The 16527-nt window shown below is 54.1% G+C and carries 14 protein-coding genes, 2 tRNA genes and 1 rRNA gene; 15 read left to right on the forward strand and 2 right to left on the reverse strand.

The genetic code is table 11. The features are described 5' to 3' along the window. The 7 genes from rrf to yjfF form a co-directional block, all read left to right on the forward strand. Nucleotides 1–76 (forward strand): 5S ribosomal RNA (rrf, locus tag J1779_RS25820); the annotation flags it as partial. 87 nt (nt 77–163) lie between these two features. Continuing rightward, nucleotides 164–240: transfer RNA gene (locus tag J1779_RS04510), tRNA-Asp, on the forward strand. Nucleotides 241–292: 52 nt separating this feature from the next. Continuing rightward, nucleotides 293–368 (forward strand) — tRNA-Trp (locus J1779_RS04515). A gap of 405 nt (nt 369–773) precedes the next feature. Beyond that, nucleotides 774–1730, forward strand: coding sequence for a galactofuranose ABC transporter, galactofuranose-binding protein YtfQ (gene ytfQ / locus J1779_RS04520; RefSeq protein WP_056772381.1), 957 nt, complete (start codon nt 774–776; stop codon nt 1728–1730). Between the two features lie 107 nt (nt 1731–1837). Further along, entirely contained in the window at nt 1838–3322 is a 1485-nt protein-coding gene (gene ytfR / locus J1779_RS04525) for a galactofuranose ABC transporter, ATP-binding protein YtfR (protein ID WP_056772377.1), read from the forward strand. Nucleotides 3323–3332: 10 nt separating this feature from the next. Further along, the gene (gene ytfT, locus J1779_RS04530; protein ID WP_122096498.1) at nt 3333–4352 is read left to right on the forward strand and encodes a galactofuranose ABC transporter, ATP-binding protein YtfT; all 1020 of its coding nucleotides are present in this window, start codon (nt 3333–3335) and stop codon (nt 4350–4352) included. Beyond that, nucleotides 4352–5338, forward strand: a complete 987-nt coding sequence (gene yjfF, locus J1779_RS04535) for a galactofuranose ABC transporter, permease protein YjfF (RefSeq protein WP_056772370.1) — start codon at nt 4352–4354, stop codon at nt 5336–5338. The genes ytfT and yjfF overlap by 1 nt, the downstream gene beginning before the upstream one ends. Nucleotides 5339–5349: 11 nt before the next feature. Here the strand turns inward: yjfF and hdfR are convergent, their stop codons facing one another. Beyond that, on the reverse strand, nt 5350–6174 hold the full coding sequence (hdfR, locus tag J1779_RS04540) for an HTH-type transcriptional regulator HdfR (RefSeq protein ID WP_056772412.1): 825 nt from the start codon (nt 6172–6174) through the stop codon (nt 5350–5352). Between the two features lie 118 nt (nt 6175–6292). Here hdfR and J1779_RS04545 point away from each other — a divergent pair, with 118 nt between their 5' ends. Further along, nucleotides 6293–6631, forward strand: a complete 339-nt coding sequence (locus J1779_RS04545) for a MaoP family protein (protein ID WP_056772365.1) — start codon at nt 6293–6295, stop codon at nt 6629–6631. Between the two features lie 25 nt (nt 6632–6656). On the opposite strand, the gene J1779_RS04550 is transcribed toward J1779_RS04545, so the two are convergent. Then, complete coding sequence (locus J1779_RS04550; RefSeq protein WP_217202958.1) at nt 6657–8192, reverse strand: YifB family Mg chelatase-like AAA ATPase; 1536 nt, start codon at nt 8190–8192, stop codon at nt 6657–6659. A 365-nt stretch (nt 8193–8557) separates the two neighbouring features. On the opposite strand from J1779_RS04550, the gene J1779_RS04555 reads away from it, so the two are divergent. The 7 genes from J1779_RS04555 (at nt 8558) to ilvA (ending at nt 16506) form a co-directional block, all read left to right on the forward strand. Next, nucleotides 8558–9796 (forward strand): MFS transporter, encoded by a 1239-nt coding sequence (locus J1779_RS04555; protein ID WP_056772359.1) that lies wholly within the window; start codon nt 8558–8560, stop codon nt 9794–9796. Between the two features lie 132 nt (nt 9797–9928). Next, nucleotides 9929–10030 carry an ilv operon leader peptide gene (gene ilvL, locus J1779_RS04560; protein WP_015699153.1) on the forward strand — a complete coding sequence of 34 codons (102 nt, stop codon included), beginning with the start codon at nt 9929–9931 and terminating at the stop codon, nt 10028–10030. 147 nt (nt 10031–10177) lie between these two features. Next, complete coding sequence (ilvG, locus tag J1779_RS04565; protein ID WP_217202959.1) at nt 10178–11824, forward strand: acetolactate synthase 2 catalytic subunit; 1647 nt, start codon at nt 10178–10180, stop codon at nt 11822–11824. Continuing rightward, complete coding sequence (gene ilvM / locus J1779_RS04570; RefSeq protein WP_013577547.1) at nt 11821–12084, forward strand: acetolactate synthase 2 small subunit; 264 nt, start codon at nt 11821–11823, stop codon at nt 12082–12084. Before ilvG ends, ilvM begins: the two co-directional genes overlap by 4 nt. Nucleotides 12085–12102: 18 nt before the next feature. Then, nucleotides 12103–13032: a branched-chain amino acid transaminase gene (locus J1779_RS04575; protein WP_056772355.1), complete on the forward strand. Its 930-nt coding sequence runs from the start codon at nt 12103–12105 to the stop codon at nt 13030–13032. A gap of 73 nt (nt 13033–13105) precedes the next feature. Beyond that, entirely contained in the window at nt 13106–14956 is a 1851-nt protein-coding gene (gene ilvD, locus J1779_RS04580) for a dihydroxy-acid dehydratase (RefSeq protein WP_217202960.1), read from the forward strand. A gap of 5 nt (nt 14957–14961) precedes the next feature. After that, on the forward strand, nt 14962–16506 hold the full coding sequence (gene ilvA / locus J1779_RS04585; protein WP_122096503.1) for a threonine ammonia-lyase, biosynthetic: 1545 nt from the start codon (nt 14962–14964) through the stop codon (nt 16504–16506). The last annotated feature ends 21 nt before the right edge of the window (nt 16507–16527 follow it).

Raw genomic sequence — 16527 nt, forward strand, 5'->3', positions numbered from 1 at the left:
CGAACTCAGAAGTGAAACGCCGTAGCGCCGATGGTAGTGTGGGGTCTCCCCATGCGAGAGTAGGGAACTGCCAGGCATCAAATTAGTTCCTTTTCCCCTGACAAGGAAAATAACAGGAACAAACGCGCATCAGACGATTTCTGATGGGTGTGAAAGAACCGGTGGAGCGGTAGTTCAGTTGGTTAGAATACCTGCCTGTCACGCAGGGGGTCGCGGGTTCGAGCCCCGTCCGTTCCGCCACTTATTTGATTATGCCTGCTAATTTTAGCAGGCATAATGTTAAGCGTAATTTAGGGGCGTAGCTCAGTTGGTAGAGCACCGGTCTCCAAAACCGGGTGTCGCGAGTTCGAGTCTCTCCGCCCCTGCCATATCAGAGCCCTTCGCGAAAGCGAGGGGCTTTTTTTTATCTAAAATTCCCTGACTGTTCCTCGCAAACACATTACTCCTCAATGCACACACCTTTCATTGCAGACATTTGCACACTTTAAGCGCAATACCGCCGCTATTTCCGGTTATTTCTGGTCATATTTTGGCTAAATACATGCACTAAATGATTGTTATCCCCATATGTGACCCCGCTCATGCTCCCTTTTTCCCTGTGTACTAAACCTAATCATCGTCTTATGACGACAACCAGAACCTGATATGACTCTTTTCCCCCTTTTTACGACGTAATTGTCGTGACGGGGGAATGCGTATATCAGGTGCATGTTCTGGCCGTACCCAACGAGTCATAACAAAAAGTAGCTCAGACTACACGCGAGGAAAGAAACATGTACAAACGCTTATTTGTGGCAGCAGCAGTAGCAACAGCACTTTGCGGTGCGGCACAGGCAGCTCCGCTGGTTGTGGGTTTTTCTCAGATCGGCTCAGAGTCTGGTTGGCGTTCAGCAGAGACTAAAGTGTCTAAGTCAGAGGCGGAAAAACGCGGGATCACACTGAAAATTGCGGATGCTCAGCAAAAACAAGAGAACCAAATTAAAGCAATACGTTCGTTTATTGCGCAAGGCGTAGATGCCATCTTTATTGCACCGGTAGTCGCAACCGGCTGGGCTCCTGTTCTGACAGAAGCTAAAGAGGCGAAGATCCCCGTATTCCTGTTGGACCGAACTATTGAAGTCAGCGATCCTTCTCTGTACACCGCCGCCGTCGCGTCTGACAGCGTTTACGAAGGTAAAGTTGCCGGTGACTGGCTGGTGAAAGATGTCGCGGGTAAGCCTTGTAACGTGGTCGAACTTCAGGGAACCGTCGGTGCGAGCGTCGCGTTAAACCGTAAAAAAGGGTTTGCGGATGCGCTTAAAGCGGCACCAAATGTAAAAATCATCCGCTCACAGTCTGGTGACTTTACCCGTAGCAAGGGTAAAGAGGTCATGGAAAGCTTCATCAAAGCTGAACAAAACGGTAAAAACATTTGTGCCGTCTATGCACATAACGATGACATGGCAATCGGTGCAATTCAGGCCATCAAAGAAGCGGGTCTGAAACCGGGTTCGCAGATCAAAATCGTCTCGATCGACGGCGTTCCTGATATCTATAAAGCCATGCTGAATGGCGAAGCCAATGCTTCTGTCGAGCTGACACCTAACATGGCCGGTCCTGCATTCGATGCATTAATCGCCATGAAAAAAGACGGTACTCAACCGAAGAAATTTATTCAGACTCAGTCCGCTTTGATCTTGCCGGATATGGCTCAGAAAGAATACGACATGAAAAAAGACATGGGTTATTAAGCCGATTTTACCGGTCTGTCTGATGGCAGGCCGGTAGAAATTATTCCCTTTCCGCCGATGGCGGATGCAGCAGGAGTAGTGACGTGACGGATAATCCAGGTTCAGCAATGCTGCTCGATGTGCGCGGCCTCTCTGTAGAATTCCCCGGCGTTAAGGCGCTGGAAAATGTCGACTTTACCCTTGAACGTGGTGAAATAGTTGCTCTTTTAGGCGAGAACGGTGCCGGTAAATCTACAATGATTAAAGCCCTAACTGGCGTCTATAAACGCTCTGCCGGACAGGTATTTTTGAATGGTACATCCATCGAGCCTGTTAATACCGCGCATGCCCAATCATTGGGAATTGGTACGGTTTATCAGGAAGTGAATCTCCTGCCCAATATCTCCGTTGCAGCTAATCTTTTCATCGGGCGCGAACCTACCCGTTTTGGTCTGGTGAATCAGCGCAAGATGGAACAGCAGGCCGGGGCGCTTCTGGAAGGCTACGGGCTGCATCTGGATGTCAGTCAGCCACTCTCAACTTACTCTATTGCGATTCAGCAAATTGTGGCAATTGCCCGCGCCGTTGACCTTTCTGCGCAGGTCTTAATCCTTGATGAACCCACCGCCAGCCTTGATGCAAAAGAAGTCAGCATGCTGCTCGATATTCTTGTCCAGCTTCGGGACAAAGGCGTGGGGATGATCTTTGTGACCCATTTTCTTGATCAGGTTTACCGCATCAGCGATCGCATCACGGTGTTGCGAAACGGCAAACGTGTGGGTTCCGAGCGTACCGTGGATTTACCGCGTATCGATCTTGTTCCGATGATGCTGGGCCACAGCTTTGATGAAAGCCTGCTCAAACGTACGGAACACAGAAATGTCACTGGCGAACCGCTGGTCGATTTTAAAGATTACGGCCGCCGTGGTGTGGTTGAGAATTTTGATCTTCACGTTCGTCGTGGCGAAATTGTCGGTCTGGCAGGATTACTTGGATCCGGACGGACAGAAACCGCTCAGCTGATTTTTGGCATAAAAGGTCATGACAGCGGTAAAGCGCAGGTCAATGGGCGTGCAGAAACCATCAGTACGCCGCGCAAAGCCGCAAAGCTGGGGTTTGGTTATTGCCCGGAGGATCGCAAAACTGACGGTATTATTGGCGCGGCCACGGTGAGGGAAAACATCATTCTTGCTTTACAGGCTCAGCGCGGTTGGTTACGTCCTTTACCGTTGAAAGAACAGCATCAGATCTCTGAAAAATTCATCAAACTTCTTGGTATTCGTACTCCCGGAACCGAGCAGGAAATCCAGTATCTCTCCGGCGGGAATCAACAAAAAGTGTTGCTGTCCCGCTGGCTGGCGACCAATCCCCGCTTTCTTATCCTTGATGAACCCACCCGCGGTATTGATGTGGGTGCGCATGCTGAAATCATTCGTCTGATTGAAAAACTGTGCGATGAGGGGCTGGCGTTGCTGGTGATTTCTTCTGAACTGGAAGAGCTGGCGGGTTATGCCGATCGGATCGTGGTACTGCGCGATCGTCGTCATGTCGCCGAAATTGAGCAGGCTGAGATCTCCGTGCCAGCCATTATGAAAGCCATTGCGGCTCAGTGAGGAGATAGCGATGAGTAACAGGAGTCTGCCGATGACAGGAACACCGCGCAAAGTTCGATGGGTATTTCCTAAGGGCGCCACTCAAATCGGGGCGTTCATCGCAATATTATTGATCGACAGCCTGGTGGCACCGGGCTTTTTCTCCATCCACATTCAGGATGGCCGCCTGTTCGGCAGTCTGGTTGATATCTTCAATCGTGGTGCACCGGTGGCGCTGCTTGCACTTGGAATGACGCTGGTGATTGCGACCGGGGGTATCGATCTCTCCGTCGGTGCCGTCATGGCTATCGCCGGTGCGACGGCAGCCACCATGACGGTTCAGGGTTATCCGCTGATGATGGTGCTGCTGGCTTCTGTGGGGGTCGGCGCCGTGTGTGGCCTGTGGAATGGTTTTCTGGTTGCCGTTCTGCAGATTCAGCCGATTGTCGCAACATTGATGCTGATGGTGGCCGGGCGCGGTATTGCACAGCTTATCACTGAAGGGCAAATCGTTACCTTCGAACATAATGGCTTATCGCAGTTCGGCAGCGGCTCTCTGTTTTACCTGCCGATGCCGGTCATCATTGTGGTCGTGATGCTGTTCCTGGTGTGGGCGCTGACGAGGAAAACGGCGCTTGGCTTGTTTATTGAGTCGGTTGGGATAAACATCCGTTCGGCTTATAACGCGGGTGTGAATGCGCGTCTGGTGCTGATTTCCACTTATGTGATTTGCGGGATCTGCGCGGCGGTTGCCGGCGTGATTGTGACCGCCGATATTCGCGGTGCGGATGCCAATAATGCGGGGTTGTGGCTGGAGCTGGACGCAATTTTGGCCGTGGTCATTGGCGGTGGGTCGTTGCTCGGGGGGCGCTTCAATCTGCTTCTCTCGGTCATTGGGGCGCTCATCATTCAGGGTATGAATACTGGCATCCTGCTCTCAGGTTTTAAGCCTGAATTTAATCTGGTGCTGAAAGCGCTGGTGGTACTGGCCGTCCTGGTGGTGCAGTCGCCACGGGTATCGCTCAGTAATCTGTTCCGGAGGAAGGGATAATGCTGAAAAGAAATTTGCCCCTGCTGATTACTATCGTGGTGTTCCTTGCCGGATATGGTTATTGCTTCACGCAATTTCCCGGATTCGCCTCCACGCGGGTCTTCTTTGATTTACTGACCGACAACGCGTTTCTTGGGATTGTCGCCGTCGGTATGACGTTCGTCATTCTCTCTGGTGGTATCGACCTTTCCGTGGGCTCTGTCATTGCCTTTACCGGCGTGTTGCTGGCAAAACTGATTGGTGAATACGGTGTCGCGCCGGGTTATGCGTTTGTGATTGTCCTGCTGATGGGGGCGATGTTTGGCGCGCTGATGGGCTGGATTATCGACACCTTAAAGCTCCCGGCGTTTATCATCACCCTTGCCGGTATGTTTTTTGTGCGCGGGATGAGTTTTATCGTGTCGGAAGAGTCGCTGCCCATCAATCATCCTGTTTATGATTTTCTCGCCAATTTCGCGTGGAAAATGCCGGGAGGAGGCCGCTTTACTCTGTTGGCGCTGGTCATGCTCATGGTGGTTTTCGTGGGGATTATTCTGGCGCACCGTACCCGCTTTGGTAACAACGTTTATGCGGTCGGTGGCAGTAATGTTTCGGCAGCGCTGATGGGCGTTCCGGTCAGACGTACCACGATTTATATCTACATGCTGTCGAGTACGCTGGCAGTTCTTTCCGGCATTGTGTTCTCACTCTACACCTCTGCGGGCTACGCACTGGCTGCCAGCGGCGTAGAGCTGGATGCTATCGCCTCGGTGGTGATTGGCGGTACGTTACTCAGCGGCGGTGTAGGCACCGTGCTCGGAAGCCTTTTCGGCGTGCTGATTCAGGGTTTAATACAAACCTACATCACCTTCGACGGCACGCTCAGCTCCTGGTGGACCAAAATCGTCATGGGCATCCTGCTGTTTGTCTTTATCGGCTTGCAGAAGGGCATGGGGTCATTCTGGACCGCCAGAAGAGCACGTCACCCGCGCCCTGAGCCAACCTGATCGCGGCAGGCTCAGAGATGAGTGATCAGCGGTGTTTTGAGTAACTGACGGATCAAAACCTGCTGATCGCTGTTTTGCAGCCACACCGCATAGAGCGGGCGGATCACCGGTGGAACGTCTTCATGCACCGCAAGTTGTGGGTATTCTTTTGCCCAGTGTGCAGGCAGGAAAGCACAACCACCGGTTTGTTCAAGCAACTGACGCGTCAGATGTGCCGAGGTTGTTGTCAGCACCGGCTCCTGATCGCTGTTCTGCAATTTTTCCTGCTGTGGAAAATCTGCACCCCATTCCAGCTTCACGTAAGGCGAATGCTCGCTTCTGACCGTTTTCTGCGATGAAAAAAGTCGTAACGAGAAATTACCCAGCAACTGGCTTGAGAGTTCATCCATCTTTGGCGGCTCGGTAGTGATCAGCAAATCCAGTTGTCTTTCATGCAATTGCTTCACCAGTGACTGGCGTAACGCGATGCGCGCTTCCAGCCGTAACGTGTCACGTTGCACATAGAGAGACTGCATCCAGGGGGTCAGATACGCTTCCCAGAGCGATGCAGTGGCACCAATCGACAATTCTGTGTGCTGTAACGAGCGTATCACCTCTTTTTTCGCCAGTTGCCAGGTAGACATCAGATTTTCGGCGTAAGGCAGCAGGCGCTCTCCTGCGGGCGTTAAGCGGATATTATTTCGATGGCGGGTGAATAAATTCGCACCAAGTTGAGTTTCCAGTTGCCGGATACGAAAGCTGACAGCGGATTGCGTAAGATAGAGAGATTCCGCCGCCCGACCAAAGTGGCGAGTTCTACTGACCTCCAAAAAGGTTTTCAGTAATTCCGTGTCCAAAACCATCTCCAATTATTTTTGTCGTTAAGATTTAAATGTTTTGTTTTACACAATGTCAAGCCTAACTAATACTCCGCGCCATAACAGCACGACCATGAGAGAATTAGGAGCGTGTCAGATGGCGGAAAGCTTCACCACGACAAGTCGTTTTTTTGATAATAAACATTACCCTCGCGGGTTCTCCCGGCATGGCGATTTCACCATTAAAGAAGCGCAAATGCTAGAACGTTACGGCTTTGCCTTTAACGAACTGGATTTGGGAAAACGCGAGCCAGCAACCGACGAAGAAAAGCTGTTCCTTGAGGTTTGCCGCGGTACGCGTGAACCGGTAACGGATGCAGAAAAAGTGTGGAACAAATACATTGTCCGCACGCGTCGTCCGAAGAAATTCCACACGTTGTCTGGCGGTAAGCCGCAGGCTGACGCTGTAGAAGACTACACGGAAAGCGACGACTAATGAAACGGGGCTCTGCCCCGTTTTTTTATGCCAGACTCTTATGCAGCGTTAACAATAGCCTATCCATGCTGCGATAGCTCAGCGCCTCCGCAATATGTTTGCGTTCAATGGCTTCACAGCCCCCCAAATCGGCCAGCGTTCTCGCGACTTTAAGAATGCGATGCCAGGCTCTCACCGACAATCCCAGTTTATGCAGTACCTCTTCCAGAAATTCCGCATCCGCTTTGGTTAAAACACAATACAACTCAACTTCACTACTTTTGAGATGGGCGTTAATTTTCCCCGCCCGGTTTAACTGAATGTCCCTGGCGATCAACACCCGCTCCCGCACTTCTGCGCTACTTTCCCTCACGACAGGCGCATGATTTTGCTGGCTCAAAATACCCGGCGGTAAAAGCGGTACTTCAATCGATAAATCGAAACGGTCCAGGAAAGGCCCTGATAGCCGGCTCAGATAGCGTAAGACCTGCTGTGGCGGCGTGCGGTTATGGACGCCCTGATAATGTCCGGTCGGGCTGGGATTCATCGCGGCAATCAGTTGTGCTCTTGCCGGATAGCGTACTTTCGCCCGGGCGCGGGAAATGGTGATTTCGCCGGACTCCATTGGCTGGCGCAGAGCATCCAAAACCTGACGCTGAAATTCAGGCAGCTCATCAAGAAACAGAACGCCGTTGTGGGCCAGAGAAATTTCTCCCGGTCTGGGCAATGAACCGCCGCCAACCAGCGCACTCATCGACGTGCTGTGATGCGGCGCGCGAAACGGGCGAACGCGGGAAAACTCGCCATCTTCCTCCGGGTTATACACCAGGCTGGCGATGGCCGCGGTTTCCAGTTTTTCTTCATTGCTCAGGGGCGGCAGCAATCCGGGTAACCGGCTGGCGAGCATGGTTTTGCCTGTGCCAGGCGGGCCAATCAGCAGTAAGTTATGGCCGCCTGCAGCGGCGACTTCCAGCGCTCGCTTGGACTGCTCCTGACCGATGATTTCCGCAATGTCGGGCGGATTCGCCTGAGCGGAAGACTGCGCCGGGTATTCGATGGTCGGCAGGTTGTTTTCGCCCTGAAGAAAGGCGCAAACCTGTAGCAAATGTCCGGCGATGCGCGCGACGCCGGGATCCAGCAGCGTCATTTCCGCCTGATTGTTTTGCGGGAGGATCAGGATGCGCCCCTCTTTTTGCGCCTCAAGTGCGGCCGGGATCGCGCCGTTAACGCTGCGCAATGCGCCTGAAAGCCCGAGTTCACCTAAGAATTCATATTCATTCAGCTTATCTCCCTGCAATTGCTCAGAGGCCACCAGAATCGCCAGGGCTATCGACAGATCGTAGCGGCCGCCTTCCTTGGGTAAATCTGCGGGCGCGAGGTTCACGGTGATGCGCTTTGCCGGAAAAGTGAATCCGCAGTTAATGATTGCGCTGCGCACACGGTCCCTGGCTTCTTTAACGGTGGTTTCAGGCAATCCGACCAGCGTCAGCGCGGGTAAGCCGTTGCTGATATGCACTTCGACAGAGACGCCGGGTGCCTGAACGCCCAGCGATGCGCGCGTAAATACCACGGCTAATGACATGCTTTTTCCTTTGCGGTGAAAATTCCTGACAACAGCATGCCGTAATGCCCGACGGTTGCGGAAATAAGATCTCAGCCCTGCGCAACGTTACGCAAAAAATCTCATGAATTTAGCAAATGAAATCAGAGGGCTGTGCGGCGTCTCGCATAAGTCGCAACATCCTCTAACAGCTTGTGGTGTCTGGAAACAAATTAGCGGGCTAATTAAGTTGCTGGTTTGTGCATCAGCGGTGTTTAATTTGAATGTATTTAACAATAAACAAACAAATACCAATTATTAATTAACATCTCTCTGCCTCACCGAGGATTTTCCGTATCGGCTCGTTGAGCGCATTGCCTGCATCTTTCCGGAATAGGGATACACCCATGTTTGGTTGGACTTCACGGCAGCGAAACGTTGCCATCGCCAGTTTTTTGAGCTGGACTCTCGACGCCTTCGATTTCTTTATTTTAGTCTTTCTTCTCAGTGATATAGCGACCGCATTTCAGGTGGATATCAAAGAGGTCACGCTGGCTATTTTACTGACGCTGGCAGTGCGGCCAATTGGCGCGCTGGTGTTTGGGCGGGCAGCGGAAAAATACGGGCGTAAGCCGGTGCTGATGGTGAACATTGCCTGCTTTTCCATTTTTGAACTGTGTACGGCAGCAGCACCGTCGCTGACCATTTTCCTGATCCTGCGTGTGATTTACGGGATCGCGATGGGCGGTGTCTGGGGCGTGGCGTCATCACTGGCGATGGAAACCATCCCCGACCGTTCACGCGGCATGATGTCGGGGATTTTCCAGGCCGGTTATCCGTTTGGTTATCTGCTGGCGGCGGTGGTGTACGGGCTGTTCTCAGAACTGGTTGGCTGGCGCGGAATGTTTGTGATCGGTGCGGTGCCCGTTTTCCTGCTGCCGTTCATCTGGTTCAAAGTGCAGGAATCCCCGGTCTGGCTGGCCGCCCGTGAGCGAAAAGAAAGTACAGCGTTGCTGCCGGTGCTGAAATCGCACTGGAAACTCTGCGTCTATCTGGTGGTGCTGATGGCGGCGTTCAATTTCTTCAGCCACGGAACGCAGGATCTTTACCCCTCATTCCTGAAAGTTCAGCATGGTTTTGATGCACATACGGTCAGCCTGATCGCCATCAGTTACACCATAGCCTCGATCATCGGCGGTATCTTCTTTGGCACGCTGTCAGAGAAAATCGGGCGGAAAAAAGCCATTATTATCGCGGCCTTACTCTCATTACCGGTGATCCCTCTGTGGGCTTTCTCCAGTGGAACCTGGACCATCGGGCTGGGGGCTTTCCTGATGCAGTTTATGGTGCAGGGCGCGTGGGGCGTTATTCCGTCTTATCTCACCGAGCTGGTGCCAGCCAATACCCGCGCCGTGCTGCCCGGTTTTGTTTATCAGCTTGGGAATCTGCTGGCGTCGGTCAATGCCACGTTGCAGGCAAGCATTGCTGAAAGTCACGGACATAACTACGGGCTGGCGATGGCCATTGTGGCCGGGACGGTGGCGATCGTGATTTCTGTGCTGGTGGCATTTGGCCGGGATACGCGCGGAAAAGCGATAACAGGAGCAATAAATAATCAGGCGACCGATCAACCCGCTAAGGTTTGATTTTTCACTGAATTTTTCGCTGATGCTGCGACGGGCCGCAATTAATAACGCAAGAAAAATGTTGTCATTAAATGCATTACTGTGATAACTCTGTAGGCAATCGTTCGCAATATGAATTATAGAAACCGAAAAATGAAAGCCCTTCTCCTCGTAGTTAGCCTAGTCGTGATTAGCGTGGTGGTGATTATTATCCCACCGTGCGGGGCTGCACTTGGACGAAGAAAGGCTTATTAAACAAGCCTGAACCTGAAAAGAAACCCCGCACCGAAAGGTCCGGGGTTTTTTTTTGGGTCAGGAATTTCAGAGAACAGTGAAGCGGGGTCGGAAAATGAGCAACAGCATAATGTTCTGCACTTGTCGCAAAAAGGCAGGAGAATAAGGATGAACGGAGCACAGTGGGTAGTACAAGCGTTGCGTGCGCAGGGGGTAGATATGGTGTTTGGTTATCCCGGCGGGGCAATCATGCCGGTATACGATGCACTGTATGACGGCGGCGTGGAACACCTGTTGTGCCGGCACGAGCAAGGTGCCGCAATGGCCGCCATCGGCTATGCCCGTTCAACCGGAAAAGTCGGCGTGTGTATTGCCACTTCCGGGCCTGGTGCGACCAACCTGATCACCGGTCTGGCCGATGCGCTGTTAGATTCCGTTCCGCTGGTGGCCATCACCGGTCAGGTCGGCTCCGCCTTTATCGGCACCGACGCTTTCCAGGAGATCGACGTTTTAGGTTTGTCCCTGGCCTGCACCAAACACAGTTTCCTGGTGGAATCGCTGGACGCATTGCCGGAAATCATGGCCGAAGCGTTTGCCATCGCCAGCTCCGGCCGTCCGGGCCCGGTGCTGATCGATATCCCGAAAGACATCCAGCTGGCGACCGGCGAACTGCCACCCCATCTGCTGGCGGTGGAAGAATCTTTCCCGCACCCGGTCGCTGAACTGGAACAGGCCCGCGCCATGATTGCCGCCGCGCAAAAACCGATGCTGTACATCGGCGGCGGTGTCGGTATGGCGCAGGCGGTTCCTGCATTACGCGATTTTATCTCGGCCACCGGCATTCCTGCGGTGGCTACGCTGAAAGGCCTGGGCGCGCCGGAGGCCACTGACCCCTGCTATCTGGGCATGTTGGGAATGCACGGCACCAAAGCGGCGAATCTGGCGGTGCAGTCTTCTGACTTACTGATCGCCGTTGGGGCTCGCTTCGATGACCGTGTGACCGGAAAACTGAACACCTTTGCGCCGCACGCAGCGGTTATCCATATGGATATCGATCCGGCTGAGCTGAACAAACTGCGTCAGGCGCACGTGGCGTTGCAGGGTGATCTGAATGCGCTGTTACCGGCGCTGCAACAGCCACTGAAGATCAATGCATGGCGTGATGAAGTGATGACGCTGAAAGCGCAGGGCGAATGGCGCTACGACCATCCGGGCGAAGCGATTTATGCGCCGCTGCTGCTGAAACAAATCTCCGATCGTAAATCGGCGAATACCGTGGTGACGACTGACGTCGGCCAGCATCAGATGTGGACCGCGCAACATATGCAGTTCACCCGCCCGGAAAACTTCATCACCTCCAGCGGTCTGGGCACGATGGGCTTTGGCGTTCCGGCAGCCGTCGGCGCACAGGTTGCCCGCCCGGATGACATGGTGATCTGCGTTTCCGGTGACGGTTCCTTCATGATGAATGTTCAGGAGCTGGGCACCATCAAGCGAAAACAGTTGCCCGTCAAAATCCTGCTGCTGGATAACCAGCGGTTAGGGATGGTTCGACAGTGGCAGGAATTGTTCTTCGACGGACGCTTCAGTGAAACCAACCTCTCCGATAACCCCGATTTTGTGACGCTGGCCAGCGCATTTAACATCCCCGGCCAACGCATTCACCGTAAAGACCAAGTCGATGCCGCTCTGGACGCCTTCTTCAACAGCGAAGGTCCGTATTTGCTTCAGGTTTCCATCGACGAAAATGAAAATGTCTGGCCTCTGGTGCCACCGGGCGCAGGCAACGAAACCATGTTGGAGAAAATGTCATGATGCAGCATAACGTCTCAATCCAGGCCCGTTTCCGCCCTGAAATGTTGGAACGCGTACTACGCGTTGTTCGCCACCGTGGTTTTCAGGTATGCGCGATGAACATGACCCCGATGGTCAATGCGGAAAACATAAATATCGAATTGACCGTTGCCAGCCAGCGGCCGGTAGATTTACTGTCTTCACAGTTACGCAAACTTATGGATGTCGCCTGTGTCGAGATCCAGCAACACACATCACAACAAATACGCGCGAATGCGTGAGTAATAGGGACGATAAGAATGACGAAGAAAGCTGATTACATTTGGTTCAATGGTGAGATGGTTCCGTGGGCAGACGCGAAGGTTCACGTGATGTCACACGCGTTGCATTACGGCACGTCTGTTTTTGAAGGCGTACGTTGCTACGACTCCCATAAAGGTCCGGTCGTCTTCCGCCACCGTGAACATATGCAGCGTCTGCGCGATTCCGCCAAAATCTACCGCATGCCGGTTTCTCAGAGTGTTGATGAGCTGATGGAAGCCTGCCGCGAAACCCTGCGCAAAAACAATCTGGTCAGCGCCTATATCCGTCCGCTGGTGTTTGTGGGCGATGTCGGCATGGGCGTGAATCCACCGGATGGCTACAAAACTGACGTGATCATTGCCGCCTTCCCGTGGGGCGCCTATCTGGGTGAAGAAGCGCTGGAACAGGGCATCGACGCGATGGTGTCTTCCTGGAACCGCGTTGCCGCCAACACCATTCCCACTGCCGCGAAAGCCGGTGGTAACTACCTGTCCTCATTGCTGGTCGGCAGCGAAGCGCGTCGCCACGGTTATCAGGAAGGTATCGCGCTGGATGTTCACGGTTATGTCTCTGAAGGTGCAGGCGAAAACCTGTTTGAAGTGAAAGAAGGCATTCTGTTCACGCCTCCGTTTACCTCTTCCGCGCTGCCGGGTATCACCCGTGACGCTATTATTAAACTGGCGAAAGATATGGGTCTGGAAGTGCGTGAGCAGGTATTGTCCCGTGAATCCCTGTATCTGGCAGATGAAGTCTTCATGTCCGGCACCGCCGCAGAAATCACGCCAGTACGCAGCGTGGACGGCATTCAGGTTGGCATCGGCAAACGTGGTCCGGTGACCAAACAAATTCAGGATGCGTTCTTCGGCCTGTTCACCGGCAAAACCGAAGACAAATGGGGTTGGCTGGATCCTATCAATCCACAGTAGTCACAAGAATAAGAATTGCGCAGGTAGCGATTTCGCTGCCTGCTAAACAGAAATGATTTGGAGTGAACAGAGCATGCCTAAGTACCGTTCCCACACCACGACTCATGGCCGCAACATGGCTGGCGCCCGCGCATTATGGCGTGCCACCGGCATGACCGATGACGATTTCGGTAAGCCCATTATTGCCGTCGTCAACTCCTTTACCCAGTTCGTACCGGGCCACGTTCACTTGCGCGATCTGGGTAAACTGGTTGCCGAGCAAATCGAAGCGTCCGGCGGCGTAGCGAAAGAATTTAACACCATCGCCGTGGATGACGGGATCGCCATGGGTCATGGCGGCATGCTGTATTCATTGCCTTCGCGCGAACTGATCGCGGATTCCGTGGAATACATGGTGAACGCGCACTGCGCCGATGCCATGGTGTGTATTTCCAACTGCGACAAAATCACCCCGGGAATGCTGATGGCGTCACTGCGCCTGAACATTCCGGTGATCTTCGTTTCCGGCGGTCCGATGGAAGCCGGTAAAACCAAGCTGTCCGACAAAATCATCAAACTCGACCTGGTCGATGCGATGATTCAGGGCGCAAATCCGAACGTCAGTGATGCTGACAGCGAACAGATCGAGCGTTCTGCCTGTCCGACCTGTGGTTCCTGTTCCGGTATGTTCACCGCCAACTCCATGAACTGTCTGACCGAAGCGCTGGGCCTGTCTCAGCCGGGTAACGGTTCATTGCTGGCGACCCACGCCGACCGCCGGGATCTGTTCCTGAATGCCGGTCGTCGTATCGTTGAGCTGACCAAACGTTATTACGAAAAAGATGATGAATCCGCGTTGCCACGCAACATCGCCAGCAAAGCGGCATTCGAAAATGCCATGACGCTGGATATCGCCATGGGCGGTTCCACTAACACCGTTCTTCACCTGCTGGCTGCGGCGCAGGAAGGCGGCATCGAGTTCGATATGATCGACATCGACCGTCTGTCACGCGTTGTACCACACCTGTGTAAAGTGGCACCGAGCACGCCGAAATACCATATGGAAGACGTTCACCGCGCCGGTGGCGTGCTGGCAATTCTGGGCGAGCTGGATCGTGCGAACCTGCTGAACCGCGACGTGAAAAACATCCTGGGCCTGAATCTGACGCAGACGCTTGAACAGTACGACATCATGCTGACCAAAGACGAAGCGGTGAAAAAAATGTTCCGCGCAGGCCCGGCAGGTATCCGTACCACGCAGGCATTCTCTCAGGATTGCCGCTGGGACACGCTGGATGATGACCGCGCGGAAGGGTGTATCCGCTCGCTGGGACATGCGTTCAGCAAAGACGGCGGTCTGGCCGTGCTTTACGGCAACATCGCCGAAGCGGGCAGTATCGTGAAAACCGCAGGCGTGGATAAATCCAACCTGACTTTCCGTGGCCCGGCCAAAGTGTACGAAAGCCAGGATGATGCGGTTTCCGCAATCCTCGGTGGCAAAGTCGTGTCCGGCGACGTCGTGGTTATCCGCTACGAAGGGCCAAAAGGCGGTCCGGGCATGCAGGAAATGCTGTATCCGACCACCTACCTGAAATCCATGGGTCTGGGCAAAGAGTGTGCGCTGATCACCGACGGTCGTTTCTCCGGCGGCACTTCCGGCCTGTCCATCGGCCACGTTTCTCCGGAAGCGGGCAGCGGCGGCATGATTGCGCTGGTGGAAGATGGCGACATCATTGATATCGATATTCCGAACCGCAAAATGGTACTGGACGTTCCTGCGGCTGAACTGGCTGCCCGTCACGAGGCCGAACTGGCGCGCGGCGAAAAAGCCTGGACGCCGAAGAACCGCGAACGCGTGGTGTCTCTGGCGCTGCGTGCTTACGCATTGCTGGCGACCAGTGCCGATAAAGGCGCCGTTCGCGACAAGTCTAAGCTGGGAGGCTAAAGGCCATGGCGGTATCTCAACCTCTGCCCGATCAACCGGGTGGTGCCGAATATCTGCGCGCCGTGCTGCGTGCGCCGGTTTATGAAGTCGCACAGGTGACGCCTTTGCAGGTCATGGAAAAGATCTCTTCCCGGCTGGGTAACACCATTCTGGTGAAGAGGGAGGACCGCCAGGCTGTTCACAGTTTTAAACTGCGCGGTGCGTATTCCATGATCGCCAGCCTGACCGAAGAGCAGGCCGCGCGCGGCGTGATTACGGCTTCTGCCGGTAACCACGCACAGGGCGTTGCGCTTTCGGCGACCAAAAAAGGCATTAAATCGCTGATCGTGATGCCGGTGGCGACCGCTGACATCAAGGTCGATGCCGTGCGTAATTTCGGCGGCGAAGTGCTGCTGCATGGCGCGAATTTCGATGAGGCGAAAGCCAAAGCGATAACGCTGTCGCAGGAACAGGGCATGACCTTTGTGCCGCCGTTTGACCATCCGGCAGTGATCGCCGGACAGGGCACGCTGGCGATGGAACTGCTGCAACAGGATGCGCATCTGGACCGCGTCTTCGTGCCCGTCGGCGGCGGTGGGCTTGCGGCGGGTGTCGCAGTACTGATCAAACAGCTGATGCCGCAGATTCAGGTGATCGGCGTTGAAGCGGAAGATTCGGCTTGTCTGCGCGCGGCGCTCGATGCCGGTGAACCGGTTGATCTGGCGCGTGTCGGGTTGTTCGCCGAAGGCGTGGCCGTGAAGCGCATCGGGACGGAAACCTTCCGCCTGTGTCGTGAATATCTGGATGATGTGATCACCGTTGACAGTGATTCCATCTGCGCGGCCGTGAAAGATTTGTTCGAAGATGTGCGTGCGATTGCTGAACCTTCCGGCGCGCTGGCGCTGGCGGGACTGAAGAAATATGTTCAGCAGCACAACATTCAGGGCGAGCGTCTGGCGCATGTGCTTTCCGGCGCGAACGTGAATTTCCACGGTCTGCGTTATGTGTCAGAACGCTGCGAGCTGGGCGAGCAACGCGAAGCGCTGCTGGCGGTGACCATTCCTGAGCGCAAAGGCAGCTTCCTGAAATTCTGTCAGCTGTTGGGTGGCCGTTCGGTAACGGAGTTCAATTACCGTTATGCCGATGCCGACAACGCCTGCATTTTTGTCGGCGTGCGTCTGACGCGCGGACATGCGGAACGTCTGGAAATCATCGACGAACTGAATCACGACGGTTATCAGGTGGTCGATCTTTCTGATGATGAAATGGCGAAACTGCATGTGCGTTACATGGTGGGCGGGCGTCCCACCAAGCCTCTGCGTGAGCGGCTTTACAGCTTTGAGTTCCCGGAATCCCCCGGCGCTTTGCTGAAATTCCTGCACACGCTGGGTACGCACTGGAATATTTCGCTATTCCATTATCGCAGCCACGGCACCGATTTTGGTCGCGTGCTGGCAGCGTTTGAGCTGAACGAGGAAGAGCCGGAGTTCGAACAGAACCTGAAGGCGTTGGGTTATGACTGTCACAACGAAAGTGATAATCCGGCATTCCGCTTCTTCTTAGCGGGCTGATAACGAAAACGGGACGCCTGA

Source organism: Rahnella rivi, from assembly GCF_019049655.1.
Classification (GTDB): domain Bacteria; phylum Pseudomonadota; class Gammaproteobacteria; order Enterobacterales; family Enterobacteriaceae; genus Rahnella; species Rahnella rivi.